21 protein-coding genes and 1 tRNA gene are annotated in these 13,900 nt (G+C 70.3%); 19 read left to right on the forward strand and 3 right to left on the reverse strand.

What is annotated here, in order from left to right; translation table 11 throughout:
• The first annotated feature begins 55 nt into the window (after positions 1–55).
• Together ACRYCC_RS25950 and ACRYCC_RS25955 are read left to right on the forward strand one after the other, a co-directional pair.
• Positions 56–793, forward strand: a complete 738-nt coding sequence (locus tag ACRYCC_RS25950) for an HAD family hydrolase (protein WP_433816228.1) — start codon at positions 56–58, stop codon at positions 791–793.
• Positions 794–806: 13 nt separating this feature from the next.
• Positions 807–879: transfer RNA gene (locus ACRYCC_RS25955), tRNA-Ala, on the forward strand.
• A gap of 14 nt (positions 880–893) precedes the next feature.
• On the opposite strand, the gene ACRYCC_RS25960 is transcribed toward ACRYCC_RS25955, so the two are convergent.
• The 3 genes from ACRYCC_RS25960 to ACRYCC_RS25970 form a co-directional block, all read right to left on the reverse strand.
• Complete coding sequence (locus ACRYCC_RS25960; protein WP_433816229.1) at positions 894–2,396, reverse strand: tyrosine-type recombinase/integrase; 1,503 nt, start codon at positions 2,394–2,396, stop codon at positions 894–896.
• Between the two features lie 60 nt (positions 2,397–2,456).
• The gene (locus ACRYCC_RS25965; RefSeq protein ID WP_433816231.1) at positions 2,457–3,773 is read right to left on the reverse strand and encodes a hypothetical protein; all 1,317 of its coding nucleotides are present in this window, start codon (positions 3,771–3,773) and stop codon (positions 2,457–2,459) included.
• 135 nt (positions 3,774–3,908) lie between these two features.
• Positions 3,909–4,427 (reverse strand): hypothetical protein, encoded by a 519-nt coding sequence (locus tag ACRYCC_RS25970; RefSeq protein ID WP_433816233.1) that lies wholly within the window; start codon positions 4,425–4,427, stop codon positions 3,909–3,911.
• A gap of 206 nt (positions 4,428–4,633) precedes the next feature.
• Between ACRYCC_RS25970 and ACRYCC_RS25975 the strand changes: the two genes are divergently transcribed.
• The 17 genes from ACRYCC_RS25975 (at position 4,634) to ACRYCC_RS26055 (ending at position 13,889) form a co-directional block, all read left to right on the forward strand.
• Positions 4,634–4,888, forward strand: coding sequence for a hypothetical protein (locus ACRYCC_RS25975; protein WP_433816234.1), 255 nt, complete (start codon positions 4,634–4,636; stop codon positions 4,886–4,888).
• Positions 4,889–4,977: 89 nt separating this feature from the next.
• The gene (locus ACRYCC_RS25980; protein WP_433816236.1) at positions 4,978–5,457 is read left to right on the forward strand and encodes a hypothetical protein; all 480 of its coding nucleotides are present in this window, start codon (positions 4,978–4,980) and stop codon (positions 5,455–5,457) included.
• Positions 5,454–6,125 (forward strand): hypothetical protein, encoded by a 672-nt coding sequence (locus ACRYCC_RS25985; protein WP_433816238.1) that lies wholly within the window; start codon positions 5,454–5,456, stop codon positions 6,123–6,125. Before ACRYCC_RS25980 ends, ACRYCC_RS25985 begins: the two co-directional genes overlap by 4 nt.
• On the forward strand, positions 6,122–6,340 hold the full coding sequence (locus tag ACRYCC_RS25990; protein ID WP_433816239.1) for a hypothetical protein: 219 nt from the start codon (positions 6,122–6,124) through the stop codon (positions 6,338–6,340). The genes ACRYCC_RS25985 and ACRYCC_RS25990 overlap by 4 nt, the downstream gene beginning before the upstream one ends.
• Positions 6,337–7,338, forward strand: coding sequence for a hypothetical protein (locus tag ACRYCC_RS25995; RefSeq protein WP_433816240.1), 1,002 nt, complete (start codon positions 6,337–6,339; stop codon positions 7,336–7,338). The genes ACRYCC_RS25990 and ACRYCC_RS25995 overlap by 4 nt, the downstream gene beginning before the upstream one ends.
• 1 nt (position 7,339) lies before the next feature.
• Positions 7,340–8,566, forward strand: coding sequence for a recombination directionality factor (locus tag ACRYCC_RS26000; protein WP_433816242.1), 1,227 nt, complete (start codon positions 7,340–7,342; stop codon positions 8,564–8,566).
• On the forward strand, positions 8,566–9,189 hold the full coding sequence (locus ACRYCC_RS26005) for a hypothetical protein (protein ID WP_433816243.1): 624 nt from the start codon (positions 8,566–8,568) through the stop codon (positions 9,187–9,189). Before ACRYCC_RS26000 ends, ACRYCC_RS26005 begins: the two co-directional genes overlap by 1 nt.
• On the forward strand, positions 9,186–9,989 hold the full coding sequence (locus tag ACRYCC_RS26010) for an exonuclease domain-containing protein (protein WP_433816244.1): 804 nt from the start codon (positions 9,186–9,188) through the stop codon (positions 9,987–9,989). Before ACRYCC_RS26005 ends, ACRYCC_RS26010 begins: the two co-directional genes overlap by 4 nt.
• Before the next feature lie 8 nt (positions 9,990–9,997).
• Positions 9,998–10,384: a hypothetical protein gene (locus ACRYCC_RS26015; RefSeq protein WP_433816245.1), complete on the forward strand. Its 387-nt coding sequence runs from the start codon at positions 9,998–10,000 to the stop codon at positions 10,382–10,384.
• 12 nt (positions 10,385–10,396) lie between these two features.
• Positions 10,397–10,792, forward strand: coding sequence for a hypothetical protein (locus tag ACRYCC_RS26020; RefSeq protein WP_433816247.1), 396 nt, complete (start codon positions 10,397–10,399; stop codon positions 10,790–10,792).
• A gap of 1 nt (position 10,793) precedes the next feature.
• On the forward strand, positions 10,794–11,255 hold the full coding sequence (locus ACRYCC_RS26025; protein ID WP_433816249.1) for an ATP synthase subunit B family protein: 462 nt from the start codon (positions 10,794–10,796) through the stop codon (positions 11,253–11,255).
• On the forward strand, positions 11,255–11,527 hold the full coding sequence (locus ACRYCC_RS26030) for a hypothetical protein (protein WP_433816251.1): 273 nt from the start codon (positions 11,255–11,257) through the stop codon (positions 11,525–11,527). The genes ACRYCC_RS26025 and ACRYCC_RS26030 overlap by 1 nt, the downstream gene beginning before the upstream one ends.
• A complete protein-coding gene (locus tag ACRYCC_RS26035; protein WP_433816253.1) occupies positions 11,524–11,778 on the forward strand; it encodes a hypothetical protein in 255 nt (84 codons plus the stop codon). Before ACRYCC_RS26030 ends, ACRYCC_RS26035 begins: the two co-directional genes overlap by 4 nt.
• Positions 11,775–12,362, forward strand: a complete 588-nt coding sequence (locus ACRYCC_RS26040; RefSeq protein WP_433816254.1) for a hypothetical protein — start codon at positions 11,775–11,777, stop codon at positions 12,360–12,362. The genes ACRYCC_RS26035 and ACRYCC_RS26040 overlap by 4 nt, the downstream gene beginning before the upstream one ends.
• On the forward strand, positions 12,359–12,727 hold the full coding sequence (locus ACRYCC_RS26045; RefSeq protein WP_433816256.1) for a hypothetical protein: 369 nt from the start codon (positions 12,359–12,361) through the stop codon (positions 12,725–12,727). The genes ACRYCC_RS26040 and ACRYCC_RS26045 overlap by 4 nt, the downstream gene beginning before the upstream one ends.
• The gene (locus ACRYCC_RS26050; RefSeq protein WP_433816257.1) at positions 12,724–13,584 is read left to right on the forward strand and encodes a hypothetical protein; all 861 of its coding nucleotides are present in this window, start codon (positions 12,724–12,726) and stop codon (positions 13,582–13,584) included. The genes ACRYCC_RS26045 and ACRYCC_RS26050 overlap by 4 nt, the downstream gene beginning before the upstream one ends.
• Entirely contained in the window at positions 13,578–13,889 is a 312-nt protein-coding gene (locus ACRYCC_RS26055; RefSeq protein WP_433816259.1) for a hypothetical protein, read from the forward strand. The genes ACRYCC_RS26050 and ACRYCC_RS26055 overlap by 7 nt, the downstream gene beginning before the upstream one ends.
• Positions 13,890–13,900 lie beyond the last annotated feature (11 nt).

A 13,900-nucleotide genomic window follows, 5' to 3' on the forward strand; every position in this document is an offset into this window, starting at 1 on the left:
CCGGCCGCGCGAGGGACGTGACCCGGGTGCCTCCGGCACCGGCGAGGAGCGTGGGGTGAGCGAAGCACCGAAGATCACGCTCACGTGCCTGGACCTCGCCGGGACGACGATCGGTGATCACGGGCTGGTCGAGATGGCCTTCGCCGAGGCACTCGCGACCCTGGGCATTGTGGCCGGCACGGCCGCCTTCGACGAGGCGATGGTCCGTGTCCGGGAGTCCCGCGGCCGGCCGAAAGTTGAGATCTTCCGGCAGTTGTTCCCCGCGGACGGCGCCGGTGGTGATGCTCGCGCGCAGACGGCCAATCTGTCGTTCGAGCGCTCCTATGACGCGGTCCTCGACCGGGTCGGCCTCGCTCCCGTTCCCGGCGCCGAGGCGGCTCTCGACAAGCTCGCCGGGGCCGGTGTCCGGCTCTGCCTGATGACCGGTTTCAGCCGCGCCACCCTGGGCCGGGTGCTGGACACGCTCGACTGGTGGAAGCGGGTGGATCTGGTGATCTGCCCGGAAGACGTCGGTGGCCGCGGACGGCCCTGGCCCGACCTGGTGCTGACCGCCGCGCTGCGCCTCCAGGTCGAGGACGTACGGCACGTGGCGGTCTGCGGCGACACGGCGAGCGACATGCTCAGCGGGCGGCGTGCCGGCGCCTCCATCGTCGCCGGGGTGCTGACCGGCGCGCACGACCGCGCGCAACTGCTCGGCGCGGGCGCCACCCACGTCATCGACAGCGTTGCAGACCTGCCCGACCTGGTGCTCGGTGGCGGCGGTGACCGGGATGGCCGGCCGCCGGTACACTGAGAGCGCTGTTCCCGGGGACTTAGCTCAGTTGGTAGAGCATCGCTTTTGCAAGGCGAGGGTCAGGGGTTCGAATCCCCTAGTCTCCACCCCAGGTCAGGCCCTATCGGGCAGACCTAACCCTACGGCTCCCACCACGGAGTGGCGAAATATTGGCGATGATCGTTTTGTCGCCGCCAATAGTGGCGACAGCCGACTCCACCGCACCCTTCCGGTACGGCTTCAGCAGCCGGTCCAGCACCGGCGCCGCCGACCGCGGGCACAGCTCGAACCGGGCCCGCAGCACGTCCTCCCACAACTGCTGCAGGGCCTCCAGGATCTGCAGGCGCATCGCGTCGGTCACGTGGCTGTAGATCCCCTGCACTCCAGCGATCCGGTGCCCGAGCCGCTCGGCCTGGGCGACCTCAGGAATCCCCGCCTCGATCAACCACGTCTTGTGGCTATGGCGCAGGTCATGGAACGTCAGCCCCTCGACGATCGGCAACCACGTCGCGAGCGGCATCCCCTCGAGCGGAGCGCCGTCCGGAGCGGCCAGGCGGCGGCGCCCAGGCCCGGCCGGCGGTGCCCACCCAGACCCGGACGCGTACGGCCATGCGTCCACTCTGCACCCTGGGAACCCAGCCTCAAGATCCACCATGACGGGCCGGGCCGGCCGCGCCTTGCCCTGCGCGGGATAGAACCCGTCACACGCCGGCCGGAACACCCGCTCCGACCAGTTCCCCCGCCACAGATGGCCCTTGTCCGGGCCCAAGAACACGTACTCGTTCGGATGCAGCTGGTGGGTGCACTCGCACCGGTTCTGCTTCGTGGAAGCGAGCTGCTCGTCCAGCAGTGCACACAGGAACGGCGGCTCCTGGACGTCCCGGCGGCTGATCTTCTTCGGCGGCCGCCGGTAGAACTTGTCGACCTGCGCCGTGTGCCACTCCACCCGGACCATCTGGTGCAGCTTCGTCCGGCAGTACGGCTTCTCCAGCCCGCTTGCCTCCGACCAGCGCAACCCTGACCACGCGGCCATGACGACCAGGACAAAGTCCTGCGCCCGCCCGGAGATCACCGCACACCGCTCGGCGATCAACAGCACCTGCATCGCGGTCGCCCACAAAGACTCTTCCGTGGCCTGCGCCTCGGCGTGCTGCTGGCCACGCCTGCGGCGTCGCTTCGCCGGGTTGGTGTCGATGAGCTTCTCATCCACCGCGTCCTCGAGGAGCGTGTGGAGCCGGGCGTGGGCGCCGGCGACGACCGACGGCTTGTAGCGCTTACGGAGCTTCTTCTCCCACCTGGCAACCTCGATAGGAGAGATGTTGCCGATCTCCCACCTCTCCCAGAAGGGAAGGATGAGGGTGTCGAGGTCGTAGTTGTACTTCGCCATGGTCGACTCGGCCAGGTCCTGCGCCTCCCGCCACTTCGCGACCCAGACGCCGAACCTGATCGTCCCCGACTTGGGGTCCTTCCAGGTCCCCTCCTCGATCTTCGACTCTTGCAGGTCAGCCCACTTCTTGGCCTTCTCTTCGGTCTTGAATCCGGGCTGGCTTCCGTAGGTACCGTCGGGCCGCTTGTAGCGGGCTCGCCACAGGCCATTGCGTCCGTACTGCTGGCCGTATCCCATGGGGTCTCCAGGGTGCAGGGGTCCGCCCGGGGGATCGGCAGGGGCGGAGCTGAGGAAGGGTCAGGACTGGGTGCAGCCATCGGCGAGGACACCGAGAGGGCAATGCGCTGGGAGTGCGTCGGGCTCAAGGCCGGATTCCCCGGTGGGATCCGTGCTGGGCTCGGCCGCCGGCGCGGCGGGCTCCGGCTCAGGCTGGGGCTCGACCTCAGGGACGGCCGGGACTTCCGGGTCCGCAGGCGGATCGGTGGCCGGGGCCGGGTCCGCCGGCGGCTCGCTGGGTACTTCGGCCAGCTGGCTGGCCGACTCCGACGGCACCGGTTCGGTTGGGGTGGTCACGACCGGCGTCGGCTCCGGAACCATCTCGACCGGCGGGCCCGGATCGGCAGCAGGCTGACCCGATGGCGGCGGAACCTCGGCCGTCGTCGGCTGCTCCGCAGGGACCGAAGGCGTAGCCGGGGCTGGCATCGTCGGATCCTCATCGACCGGAGCTGCTGACTCCTCCTCGTCCGCAGCCTTGGCCGACGACGGCCGCGGCGTCGGGCTCACCTTCGCGGGCGCCGACGCCAGGGGCCCGGTCTGCGCCACCGTCACCGGCCCACGCCGCTGGACCCCACGCGATCCATCACCGTGAGGCGAGAACGTGGCCGGCAGGTGGGTACTGCTCACCGCCGTCACCACGATCGTGGCCCCGGCGGTAGCGGTCACCAAGGACGGGCCCACCGCGCTGGCCGCGTTGGCCGCCACGTCCCGCACGCCGTACAGCAGAGACCGCAGCGTCGCGACCACGAGCGCCACTGGGGCCAGCACGGTCAGCCGCCACCCGGTCCGCCTGGACTGACGGTGGGCTCGCACCTTGGCAGCCAGCTCCCGGCGCACCCGGCCGCGCTCTTGCCGGGACAGCGCCCGGTTCACCACGATCCGGCCGTCCCGGACGTAGCCCAGCATCCTGGCCGGCATGTGCTGTACCCAGAACCCGCACAACGGGACCTGCGGGGCGACCTCCCCGTCGCCCCGTAGGTACCGATACAGCGCACGCTCGTCGCGCTCATCGCTGTCGACGCTGCCCACCACGAGGACGAGCAGGTCGTCCACCCACACGCCACTCTGCCCGGGTGCGTGCAGGGCATGGAGCAGCACGGTCGGTGGGACGGGTGCGTTGAGCTCGTCGGCTGCCTCTTGTGCGAGTGCCGCTCGCATCCGGAGCTCGGTGCGGGCGTCGACCAGCTCCTTGTCCAGCTCGGCGAGCTGTGCGGTCAGCCGGTCAACGAGCTCCCTCTGCGTGTCTCGGTCTGCCGCGAGGTCTTCCAGTTTCCGTTGGAGATCCCCGGGTTTTACCTCGGGGAATGCTCCGCTGTCGTCTCCTTGCGTGTGGACCACTGTGCGCCCCTGGTGCGGTTCTCGTCCCCACGGCCCGCGTACCTGGCACTGTTAGCTGACGCTCAAGGCTTCAACTACGTTCTCGTATTCGTAAACGTGTAACGCATTCGTGACAAGCGGTCAGATCATCGGCGGTCACTCGCCTCGGCCAACGTTCTGCTCGCCAGAGGCATCCTGGTTCCGCGCCGCAGCCCGTTCGGCTTCGGAGGAGCGGTACATCACCACTCCCCGGACTGCCCACAGTCGTTCCTCGTGGGTCAGTAACCCCTCGAGGAGGTCGTAGAGCGCGCGGAAGGCCGGGTCCGTTCCGACGAGCGGCGGGTACTCCCGGGTCGGAGAATCTCTCTCCGGCTGGAACCGGGAACCAGGGGCGGGCGTCTCAGCCTCTGACGGAAGAGGTATGCCGTCTTCTGCGCCGTCGAGCATCCCCTGGACGCTCCCGCGTTTCCACCGGAGCGCGTCCTCCAGGCGGTAGATCACCTGGTCTTCGTAGCTGGGGCTGCGTCCTGTCTCGATCTTGCTGATGGTGGCGACGCCGGGGCCGCCGGCCGTGTAGAGGTCGACCTGGGTTTTCAGGCCGATGGCGAGTCGTCTGGCACGTACGGCCCTTCCGACGCGCTTCCAGCCCTCGGGTTTGCCGGCGATCGTGTTCATCGGTCTGCCTGCCTGGCGGGGTCGGTTGACGCTCCCGATGATGACTGACGTTTGGGCGTACGTCTACGCCTGTTGACGCCTTTTGAGATACGTAGACACCTCTTGTGACACATACATGCTGCTAATACGTCTACTGACGCCTGTTGACGCCCGTTTGCGTACGTACGTGGTTGTGCTTAGGTCTAAATAGGCGTACGGTCTCCCACATGCAGAGATCCAAGCCCCCTCACAGCAGCGTGGCCGCGGAGCTGGAGCCCCTCATGACCGCCGAGGAGGCGGCCCCGTACGCGGGGATGCCCGCGAGCTGGCTCCTGAAGCAGGCCTACGCCGGTGCCATCCCTTGCCACCGCGTCGGCGGTCGCAGGTTCGTCCGCTTCAGCAAGCAGAACTGCCTGGAGATCCAGGAGTCCTCCGCCGAGCGGCCGATCTCCGAGATCCAGCCGAAGTCCGCACGGGCCTGAACGACGAATGCCCCGACCTGCTGTCACAGGCCGGGGCGGGTGCGGGAGGACGTCTCGCACCACTGACCTGCACTCTACGGGAGGACACCGTGACCACTGCCCAGACCGACACGGTCGCCGGGCTCGCCCAGCACCTGATAGAAGCCACCCCCGACCGTGAGCCCAGGGTCATCGCCGACGTCCTGGCCGGCGGCGCCGGGCTGGTCGCGGGCGAGGCGCCCGAGCTGGCCGCGCTGCTCACCGCGACCGCCGAGCAGGTCCTGGCCGAGGAGATCCGCAGCAGCCTGGAGTCACTGGTCGTCCTGCACCAGAACGGTGAGGTCGACGACGGGTGGGTGATGCTCCACCTGGTCGACTGGCGCCCGGACCTCCCCTCGTGGGACCGGTGGGCGCTGTGGCAGGACCTGTCCGCCGCGCACCAGCGGTGGCAGGACGCCGAGAACCCCGACGTCGACATCAACTGGGACCTCGTGGAGCCCGAGCTCCGCGACCCCCAGCTGTACGCGGACAAGATGCGCGGCGAGGTCGACGAGCTCATCGAGCAGCTGGTGTCGGGCGGTGGCCGATGAACGGCCCGGAGCACTACCTGACGGCCGAGCGCCTCGCCGACCAAGCGAACCACTACATCTACGGCGACGGCAGCGACCCGGTCACAGGGGCCGCCCTGGCGGCCGAGGCGCAGGTGCACGCCACGCTCGCGCTCGCCGCCGCAACCGCCCTGGCCACGACCGGCGACATGCCCATCCCCGACTGCGACAGCTGGACCAGGGTCGCCGGGGTCCACCGTGATGAGCCGACAGGTCCGGGCCGTTCGGCCCCTGCTCCCGAGGAGGACGAGACGCCCTGGGCGGATCGGATCGGCCAGCGGGTCACCGTCACCTACGACGACGCAGGTCTCCACAACATCACCGGCCACCTGGCGGAGATGACCTCTTCACAGCTAACGGTGGTCGTGGGGACGGCTGTCTTCCCCGTCGACCTGGAGCAGGTCACCTCGGTCGTTCCCGCCCCGCCCGCCGCTGATGCAGCGTCCGGCCCGGCCGGGTGGCCGCCCCGCATCGGTGACGTGTGGGAGATCGACCGCGAGCAGTACTGGGCATGCGGGCGCCCCTCCGAGCCCCGGCTCCTCACCCCCACCGGCAAGTCATGGGACGCCGAAGGGCTCCGCCAATCGGCGACCTCGGTGAAGCTCCTGCTCCCAGGGCGCGAGCGGACCGTCGGGGGTGTGTCCACATGATGCCCACCACCCGCATCCCCGCCGCCCTCACTCGCCGCATGCCCTTCGGCGAACTCCTCATGGACCTCGTCGTCGGCCTCGCCACCGGCGGCGCCGGGTGGATGCCTTACCCGATGCCGTGCGCCAGCTGCCGCCACGACACGCAGGTCCTCAAGCGCACCGGCCCGGCCCGGTACGTGTGCCTGAGCTGCGCCCCCAAGGAGGCCAGCCGGTGACCACCGAGAACACGGACAAGCCGACCAAGGCCACCTGCCCCGTCTGCCAGACCGAGCAGGGCGTCAAGCAGGACGGCGGGCTCCGCAAGCACAAGGAGCCCGGCGGAGTCCTGCCGTGCACCGGCTCCGGCCAGCCCGTCGGCCCCGCACGCATCCCCCGCCGCTCCAAGGCCGGCTTCTACAAATGCCACACCACCGGCGCCATGCTCCGCTCCGTCACCACGGTCCTGAACCTCGGATCACCCAAGGAATCGCTCATCCACTGGGCCGGGAACCTGGTCGCCGAGACGGCCATGGCCTACCTGCCCCGCCTCGTCCGCGCCTCCCTCCACCCGGCCACCCGGAAAGAGGTCTACGACTGGCTCCGACGGGCCCACACCCGCAAGCGCGACGAGCGCGGCGACCTCGGCTCCGCGGTGCACCTCATCATCGAGTCCAAGATCCTCGACCAGCCCATCCCGGCCGAGATCATCGAAGACCCCGAGATGGCCCCCTACATCGAGCATTTCGAGGCCTTCGTCCGGGAGTGGCAGGTCACCTTCAAGGCCTCGGAGATGGTCGTCGCCAACTACGACGACGAGTACGCCGGGACGCTGGACTTCACACTCGACTCCCCCCTCTTCGCCGAAGCACTCGGCTGCCCGCCCGACACCGACGTCATGGGCGACACCAAGACCGGCGGCGAGCTCGACGAACTGACCTACGACGGCGGCATCAAGGGGGTCTACCCCGAGGCCGGCGTGCAGATGTCGGCATACAGGCGGGCGCCGTACGGGTGGCTGCGCGATGGAACCCGAGTACCCCGCCCCCTCTGCCACGACACCGGGGTGGTCCTCCACCTGCGCCCTGAGGGTTACCGCCTCTACCCCGTCCGGTGTGGCGACGACGTCTACGCCGCCTTCCTCAACATCCGCAAGGTCGCTGACTTCCAGACCGGCCTGGCCAAGAACGTTGTCGGCAAGGCCCTCACCCCACCGAAGATTCGAAAGGTCGCCTGACGTGCCCATCCTCGACATCCAGAAGCGGGCCCGCGAACTCGGCCGGATCCGCCTCGGCCAGGTCCAGCCCACGGAGAAGGGCGGGACACGCCCGGCGAAGATCGACAAGTTTCGGCTCACCTCCGCCTCCAAGCCCCTGCTGGAGAAGGTCGCAGCCCTCTACGGAGGAACCGTCGAAGTGTGGACGCCAGCGAACGGCGGACCGTCCGCGTGGGAGGTCTTCACCCAAGCCGACCGCCTGCCGATCCTCGTCCCGCCGCAGCCCGTCTCCCAGTGGTACGAGCTGTGGTCCGGCGGCGGCTGCAAGCGCCGATGCGACGGACAGCGGGAAATCATCTCCGAGTCCGCATGCATCTGCGCCCAGGCCGACGAGCGGATCTGCAAGCCGACCACCCGCCTCAACGTGGTGCTCAAGGACGTCGAGGGCATCGGGGTGTTCCGGCTGGAGTCCCACGGCTACTACGCCGCGACCGAGCTGCCCAACGTGGCCGCCTTCCTGGAGCAGGCCGGCACCTACGTCTCCGCCTGGCTGGTCCTCGAGGAGCGGATCGTGAAGAAGGAAGGTGAGAAGCCGAAGCGGTTCATGGTCCCGGCCATCGAGGTCGAGGGCGTGACCCCCGGCCAGCTCATCTCCGGTGAGGCCCGGCAGGCGGTGACGGCAGGGCAGGGCCAGGCCGCGGTGGCTGGTGCTGACGCGCCGGCCGTCGGCGCGGCCGCTCAACCGGCCATCGCGGGGGCGGTCGAGAAGCCTGCGGCGCTTGCTGGCGACCCCGCACGGGCGTCTACCTGGATCGCGGGCGCGCAGGGCTGCCAGTCGATCCAGGACCTCACGGGACTGCTCGCCCAGGCGCAGGGTGCGGGATTCGCCAAGAACGTGCATGACGAGAGCGATTCGGTGGCGCGGGCGTTCGTGACGGCCAGAGCCCGGCTCACGGGCTCAGGTTCCGCCCCGGCAGCGGCTCCGGCCCCTGCCGCCCCCGCTCCCGCTGCTCCGGCCAGCGAGCGGTCCCGGGCCGCGCTGTGGACCCAGGCCATGGCGCTCTCCCCGTTCGATCGCACCTCCGAGTTGGAGGAGGCGTTCGCGGCGCTCTACCAGGGGGCCACCCCCGGCACGGCGGAGCTGTCGCAGCTGGAGGGGTTCCTGGCGAGCTTGCAAGCCGGGGACGTCAAGCCCATCCCCGCCGCCGCCCCGACCCCGTCCGGCACCGAGTCCGAGGTGCCGTTCTGATGAGCGACGACACCCGACGCCACTACGACCGGACCGCCTCCGACTGGTGGACCGCCTGCGAAGCCATCAGCGCCGCCGCCGGCCCGGCCGTCACGATCCCCACGCTGCAGCTGGCCACGATCCTGCACGGCTACCGGCAGCTCCAGGCCGAGCGGGACGCCGTCCTCAAGGTGATCGACGACTGGAACCGGTCGGCCCTCGTCGACCGCCTCGCCGTCCTGCGCGCCTGGCACGCCCTTGGCGTCATCAGCGACGAAGAGTGGGGCGGCCACCTCCGCGCCGCACCGCCTGCTCAGCCCGCCGACCGGCCCGGCCGCGTCGCGGTCGGGGCCGCATGCCTGCACTGCGGCACTCAGATCTCCCGCGACGGGGCCACCGACCCGTGGCACCACCAGGCGACGGGGAAGCGCGAGTGTGACCTGTTCGACCCGAACGACCCGGGCCGCACCGCGTGCGCCATGCCCGCCCCGCACTACAGCTCCGAGTGCCGGGCCAGCGGCCATGTCGGCGACACCCACCACACCTGCCGCGGTTGCGACTGCGGCTGCCACTACCTGCCCGGCTCCGGCTCCGGCTCCGTCCAGCTCGGTGATCCCGTTCAGACCCAGGGGGTTCCACAGTGAGCTGGCACAACGGCCCCATGATGGGCCTGGACTTCGAGAGCTCGGGCGTGGATACCGAGGCAGACCGCATCGTCCAGTCCGCCCTCGTCATCGTCCACGCTGCCGAGCGCCGGGTCGAGCAGGACGTCCGGCTCATCAACCCCGGCATCGAGATCCCCGAAGCCGCCACCGAGGTCCACGGCATCACCACCGCCCGCGCGGAGGCCGACGGCGCGAAGCCGGCCGAAGCGCTGGAGGACCTCGCCGCGGACCTCGTTGCCGGGCTCACCGCCGGGTGGCCGATCGTCGGCGCGAACCTCGTCTACGACCTGACCCTGATGGACCGAGAGCTGCGCCGCCATGGGCTGGCCACGCTGGAGCAGCGCCTCAGGGTCCCGATCGCCCCTGTCGTGGACGTGATGGTGATCGACAAGATCTGCCACCGCTTCCGCAAGGGCGGCCGGAAGCTCACCGACCTGTGCGACCACTACGGCGTACGGATCGACGGCGCCCACGATGCCGGTGCCGACGCGCTGGCGGCGTGCCGGATCGCGTGGCGGATGGTCCAGTGGGGTGGCCTGCCCGACTCGCATTTCGCCCAGCACCCGGGGATCTCGCAGCGCGACATGGCCAGCGTGCCGGCCGCGTACCGGCGGCTGGCGGCGCTGCCGCTGGCGGACCTGCACACAGCCCAGGTGAGGGCGAAGAAGGTTCAGGACGCCGGGCTGGCGGAGTACTTCCGCAGCAAGGGCCAGGCGTTCACGGGGCTGGACGGCCACTGGCCGATGATCCCGTTCACCGGGCAGCAGGCGATGTCATGAGCGGCCTAGTGACCGCTTGGGAAGCGCGCATCTGCCGGGACGACAACCCCGGCCCGTTCAGCGAGGACCTCAGGCTGTCCCGCTGGGTCCGCCCGATCGCGGCCTGGGACGCAGTCGACGACTGGCTGGCCGAGTGGAACATCGTCCCGCCCCGCGGGGTCCGCTGGGAGCGCTCGGGGTCGCAGCGGTTCGTGCGGTCCGCGGACGGCGGTCGGACGCCGTGGCGGTTCGCTCGCCCTGGCCAGGCCGGGCTGTGGACCTGCGTGGTGATGACCTGCGAGGTGCTGCCTGAGGCGGTATCGGACTGGCCCCGCCTCGATCAGAAGACCCCTGACAGCACGAAGGCTCCCGCGGGTGCGACCGCGGGAGCCACCGACAACGCCTCAACGCTCTGAAGGGAGCACATCGTGTCCAACAACCACCAGCCTACCGGTGCCGCCGAGAAGCGGAGCGGCTACACCGAGGGACTCCGGGCCCTGGCCGACCTGATCGACCAGAACCCCGCTCTCGGCCTGCCGACCTCCGGGCACTCGGGCGACAGCCTCCACTTCGTCAAGGCCGACCCCGGCCTGTTCGTCGACTTGCTTGGCCGTCCCACGAGCGCCAAGCCCAGCGAGCTGTGGCTCTGGCTGACCTGGCAGATCGCCGGGGTGACCGTGATGGCAGCCGCCCCGGCCAGTGTCTGCAAGCAGGTCGTCACCGGGCTCCGAGTCGTGGACGGCCGAGAGGTGCCGGTCACCGAAACGGTCATCCCGGAGCGGTTCCGGCCGACCCCCGCCGAAGCCGTGAAGGTGGGTGCCTGACATGGCCGTCGACATCGAGCAGGCCGCCCAGCTCCTCGAAGGCCGAGCCGCCGCCGTCGACAACGAAGCATCCGGGCTCTTCAAGGACGCGGACAACCTCGTCGCCGCCGCGAAGGTCGCCGCCGAGAACATCATCGCGGAGGCCAAAACCAGAGCCGACGGCGTGCGCGACCAGGCCCGAGGCAAGCAGGAGGAGGCCGAGTACTGGCGTGACCTGGCCGCCCGCGAGAGGCAGAACGCCGGATCCCGTGTCGTCACCAGGCTCCGCTACTGCAACGGGTGCGGGCAGTCCCTCCAGCGGGATCTCACCCACGAGGAGTCCGAGGCCGCGGCCGCCGGCGCGCCGTTGCCTGACACCCGCGCCGAGTGCCCCACCTGCTCCTCGGCGGCGGCCCAGCAGGCCGGCAGCCACCCCATCCCCTCGCTGCCCGGCCAGGACGACCCCACCCAGGGCGGTTCCTGATGGCCGCCGGGGCGATCACCCTCGACGCGATCCTCGCCCGCGGCCTCGCCTACCACGGGCAGGGGCGAGAGGTCGGCGGGTGGACCGTCGTCCTAGTCGAGCGCATCGGCGAGACCCGATCGGCGGCCCAGCACCGCATTGTCATCGCCGACACCAGCGGCCGCGAGTACGAGGGCCGGTTCGAGCACGGCCCGACGGCCAGCCCGTGGGAGGCCGAGACCACGGCCACGTTCACCCCCCGTCAGCGTGCTCGGGAAGGAGCGCGGTCATGACCATCTTCTGGTACCTGGTCAACGGCACCGTCGTCGGCCTGGTCATCGGCATCGTCGGCGCCTGGCGCGGCCGGGTCGTGGCCGCGGTCGTCTACGACGTCGCGCACCGCACGGTGGTCATCGCCGTGGCCGTGGGCAAGCGCGTCGCGGTGGCGTTCGCCAGGCCGCGCGGTCATCACACCGAGCGGTGGCTGAAGACGTACGAGGACGCCGGCGACACGCAGGCGTTCCAGCAGGTGAGCGCCACATGAGCGACGACCTGAAAGCTCCGGCCAGTGGGGAGGACCTGCTGATCGACCCGGACTGCCGGGACGGAAAGTGCGGCTCCTGCATCGGCGGTCTGTGCGAGCACGACTGCCACCAGCCGCCGGTTGGCCGGCCTTCCACGCCGCCCCGCGAGAACCCCAGCGGCGGCATGACCATCACCGTCCAGCGCACCTGCAACGGCTGCGGCACCTCCCTCGGGGACGCCACACCGGCCGAGCTCGACGCCGCGGTGGCCGGACGCTGGCTGCCGGACGCATCCGACGAATGTCCGTCCTGCTCCCCGGCCACGTGGAAGGACGCCCTGGCCACCAAGCAGACCGTCGCCGCGATCTGTGAACGGGCCAAGACCGACCACGAGGGGCTGCTTCGGTTCCTCGCCGAGGTGCTCGGCAAACGCGACTCCATGCGCCTGTCCGCCGCGATGGTCAAGCGCCGCGGGGCGCCGGAGTACGCAAAGGCGTACGAGATGGCCGCCGAGCACATCGAAGATGCGCTGTTCTCCGCGTTCGAGCTCTGGCCCGGTGGCGACGGCGACCAGCAAGACACCACCTCGGAGGACATGCCATGAGCGCGCTGAGCGCGACCGACCGCGCGGGCGCTGTGACGACCTCCGCGCGGGAACCCACCACCCCCATCGACCTCGACATCGTCGACTGGCGAGCTGAGCTCGCCAACGCGCTCCGCGATCTGTGCCACGACCCCGACACCTGCCTGTCTTGCAAGGACAGGTACATGGCGGTCATCGAACGCATCGAGCCCATCGTAGAGCACCACAAGGCCCGGCGCACGGCCGCCGAGGGCGAGGTCGCACAGCTGAAGGCCGAGCGGGCGCAGCGGACCGCCGCGATCAAGCACGCCTTGGACGGTCTTCCTCCGGCCACGCAGGCGTGCCCGGACCGGCATTGCATCTGTCACGAGGGAGGCCGGCGATGACCCGCTTGGACTTCCTCCAGATGCTGTACGTCGTCCGCGCCGGGAAGGTCCGCTGGCAGTCGCGGTGGGCCAAGCGGCAGGCGCTCGCCGAAGTCCCCCGACTGGTGGAGGAGATCAAGTGGTTGCGCCGGACCCGGCCATGCTCCTGCGACGGAGACCCGATCGAATGCAACCACGAGGCGGCACGCGGCCAGGCCGAAGAGGAACGAGACCAGTGGCGCAGAGCGCACGACGAGTTCCTCGCCGCGTGGATGGAGACCATCCCCGCTGACGAGCGCGGCGACGGCACCGACCCCGAGGCCACCATCCTCGCCTGGGCACAGATGCAGGCCGTCGAGCTGGAGCACGCGAATGCGGCGCTGGCCGGCAGCGACGAAGGCCTTCGCCTCTGGCGACTCGACTGCCACGCAACCGTGCAGCGGCACCGCGCGCTGACCCTCCAGATGAAGGCCGAACGGGACGCGCTCGCCGACCGGCTCGCGCCGACGGTCTGGGACGCCAGCGTGCCGCCTGGCGGCAGGGTGTGCGCCGCCCCGGTGCCGGACAAGCCCGGCGGTCGATGCGGGATGCCGGTCGAGTCCGAGCCGTGCGCCGAACACGACCTGGAGGTGCGTCTCCAGCGCGCCGAGGCTGAAGTCCAGCGGCTGCGCGACGAGCAGAAGAAGCGTGAAGACTTCCGCGCCGTCATCAGCCTGCCGAACGGCGGATGGAACAGCGCCGAGGAATACCAGTGCACCCGGTGCGGAGCGATCGGAACCCGCGGCGGCAACGTGATCGTCTCGCTCGCCGAGCTCGATGGCCTCGCCAATCGGCATGAGTGTCTGCCCCGTGTGGACGGCGGTGAGAAGCCGTGCTGAGAGAAGACCTGGTCAAAGACGCGCTCACCGAAGCCGGCATGGTCGTCGGCGTCGCCGCCTGGTCCCTCATCGCCGCACTCCTGGCCGTCACCGTCGCACTCCTCACCGTCTGGGTCCTCATCCGACTCCGGCAGACACGCCGGTACCGCGGAGCCCCGGCATCCCTCGAGGAGATGCCCGGCCACCCCGAACGCATCCAGTTCCTGGCAGACCCCGTCGAGGACGAGATCTTCGGCGACGTCACCGAGCGGCTCCTCGACGAAGGCATCGCCGACCTGTGTGAGCGCACGGGGTGGTTCCAGTGATCGCCCTCGCC

It is taken from the genome of Actinomadura scrupuli (genome assembly GCF_050971785.1).
Taxonomy (GTDB): Bacteria; Actinomycetota; Actinomycetes; order Streptosporangiales; family Streptosporangiaceae; genus Actinomadura_E; species Actinomadura_E scrupuli.

Excerpts from the sequence above, each read along its gene's own strand:
- ACRYCC_RS25960 (WP_433816229.1), bottom strand. The coding sequence starts at position 2,396 with ATGGGATACGGCCAGCAGTACGGACGCAATGGCCTGTGGCGAGCCCGC.
- ACRYCC_RS25970 (WP_433816233.1), bottom strand. The coding sequence starts at position 4,427 with ATGAACACGATCGCCGGCAAACCCGAGGGCTGGAAGCGCGTCGGAAGG.
- ACRYCC_RS25975 (WP_433816234.1), top strand. The coding sequence starts at position 4,634 with ATGCAGAGATCCAAGCCCCCTCACAGCAGCGTGGCCGCGGAGCTGGAG.
- ACRYCC_RS25985 (WP_433816238.1), top strand. The coding sequence starts at position 5,454 with ATGAACGGCCCGGAGCACTACCTGACGGCCGAGCGCCTCGCCGACCAA.
- ACRYCC_RS25990 (WP_433816239.1), top strand. The coding sequence starts at position 6,122 with ATGATGCCCACCACCCGCATCCCCGCCGCCCTCACTCGCCGCATGCCC.
- ACRYCC_RS26005 (WP_433816243.1), top strand. The coding sequence starts at position 8,566 with ATGAGCGACGACACCCGACGCCACTACGACCGGACCGCCTCCGACTGG.
- ACRYCC_RS26025 (WP_433816249.1), top strand. The coding sequence starts at position 10,794 with ATGGCCGTCGACATCGAGCAGGCCGCCCAGCTCCTCGAAGGCCGAGCC.
- ACRYCC_RS26030 (WP_433816251.1), top strand. The coding sequence starts at position 11,255 with ATGGCCGCCGGGGCGATCACCCTCGACGCGATCCTCGCCCGCGGCCTC.
- ACRYCC_RS26035 (WP_433816253.1), top strand. The coding sequence starts at position 11,524 with ATGACCATCTTCTGGTACCTGGTCAACGGCACCGTCGTCGGCCTGGTC.
- ACRYCC_RS26040 (WP_433816254.1), top strand. The coding sequence starts at position 11,775 with ATGAGCGACGACCTGAAAGCTCCGGCCAGTGGGGAGGACCTGCTGATC.
- ACRYCC_RS26045 (WP_433816256.1), top strand. The coding sequence starts at position 12,359 with ATGAGCGCGCTGAGCGCGACCGACCGCGCGGGCGCTGTGACGACCTCC.
- ACRYCC_RS26050 (WP_433816257.1), top strand. The coding sequence starts at position 12,724 with ATGACCCGCTTGGACTTCCTCCAGATGCTGTACGTCGTCCGCGCCGGG.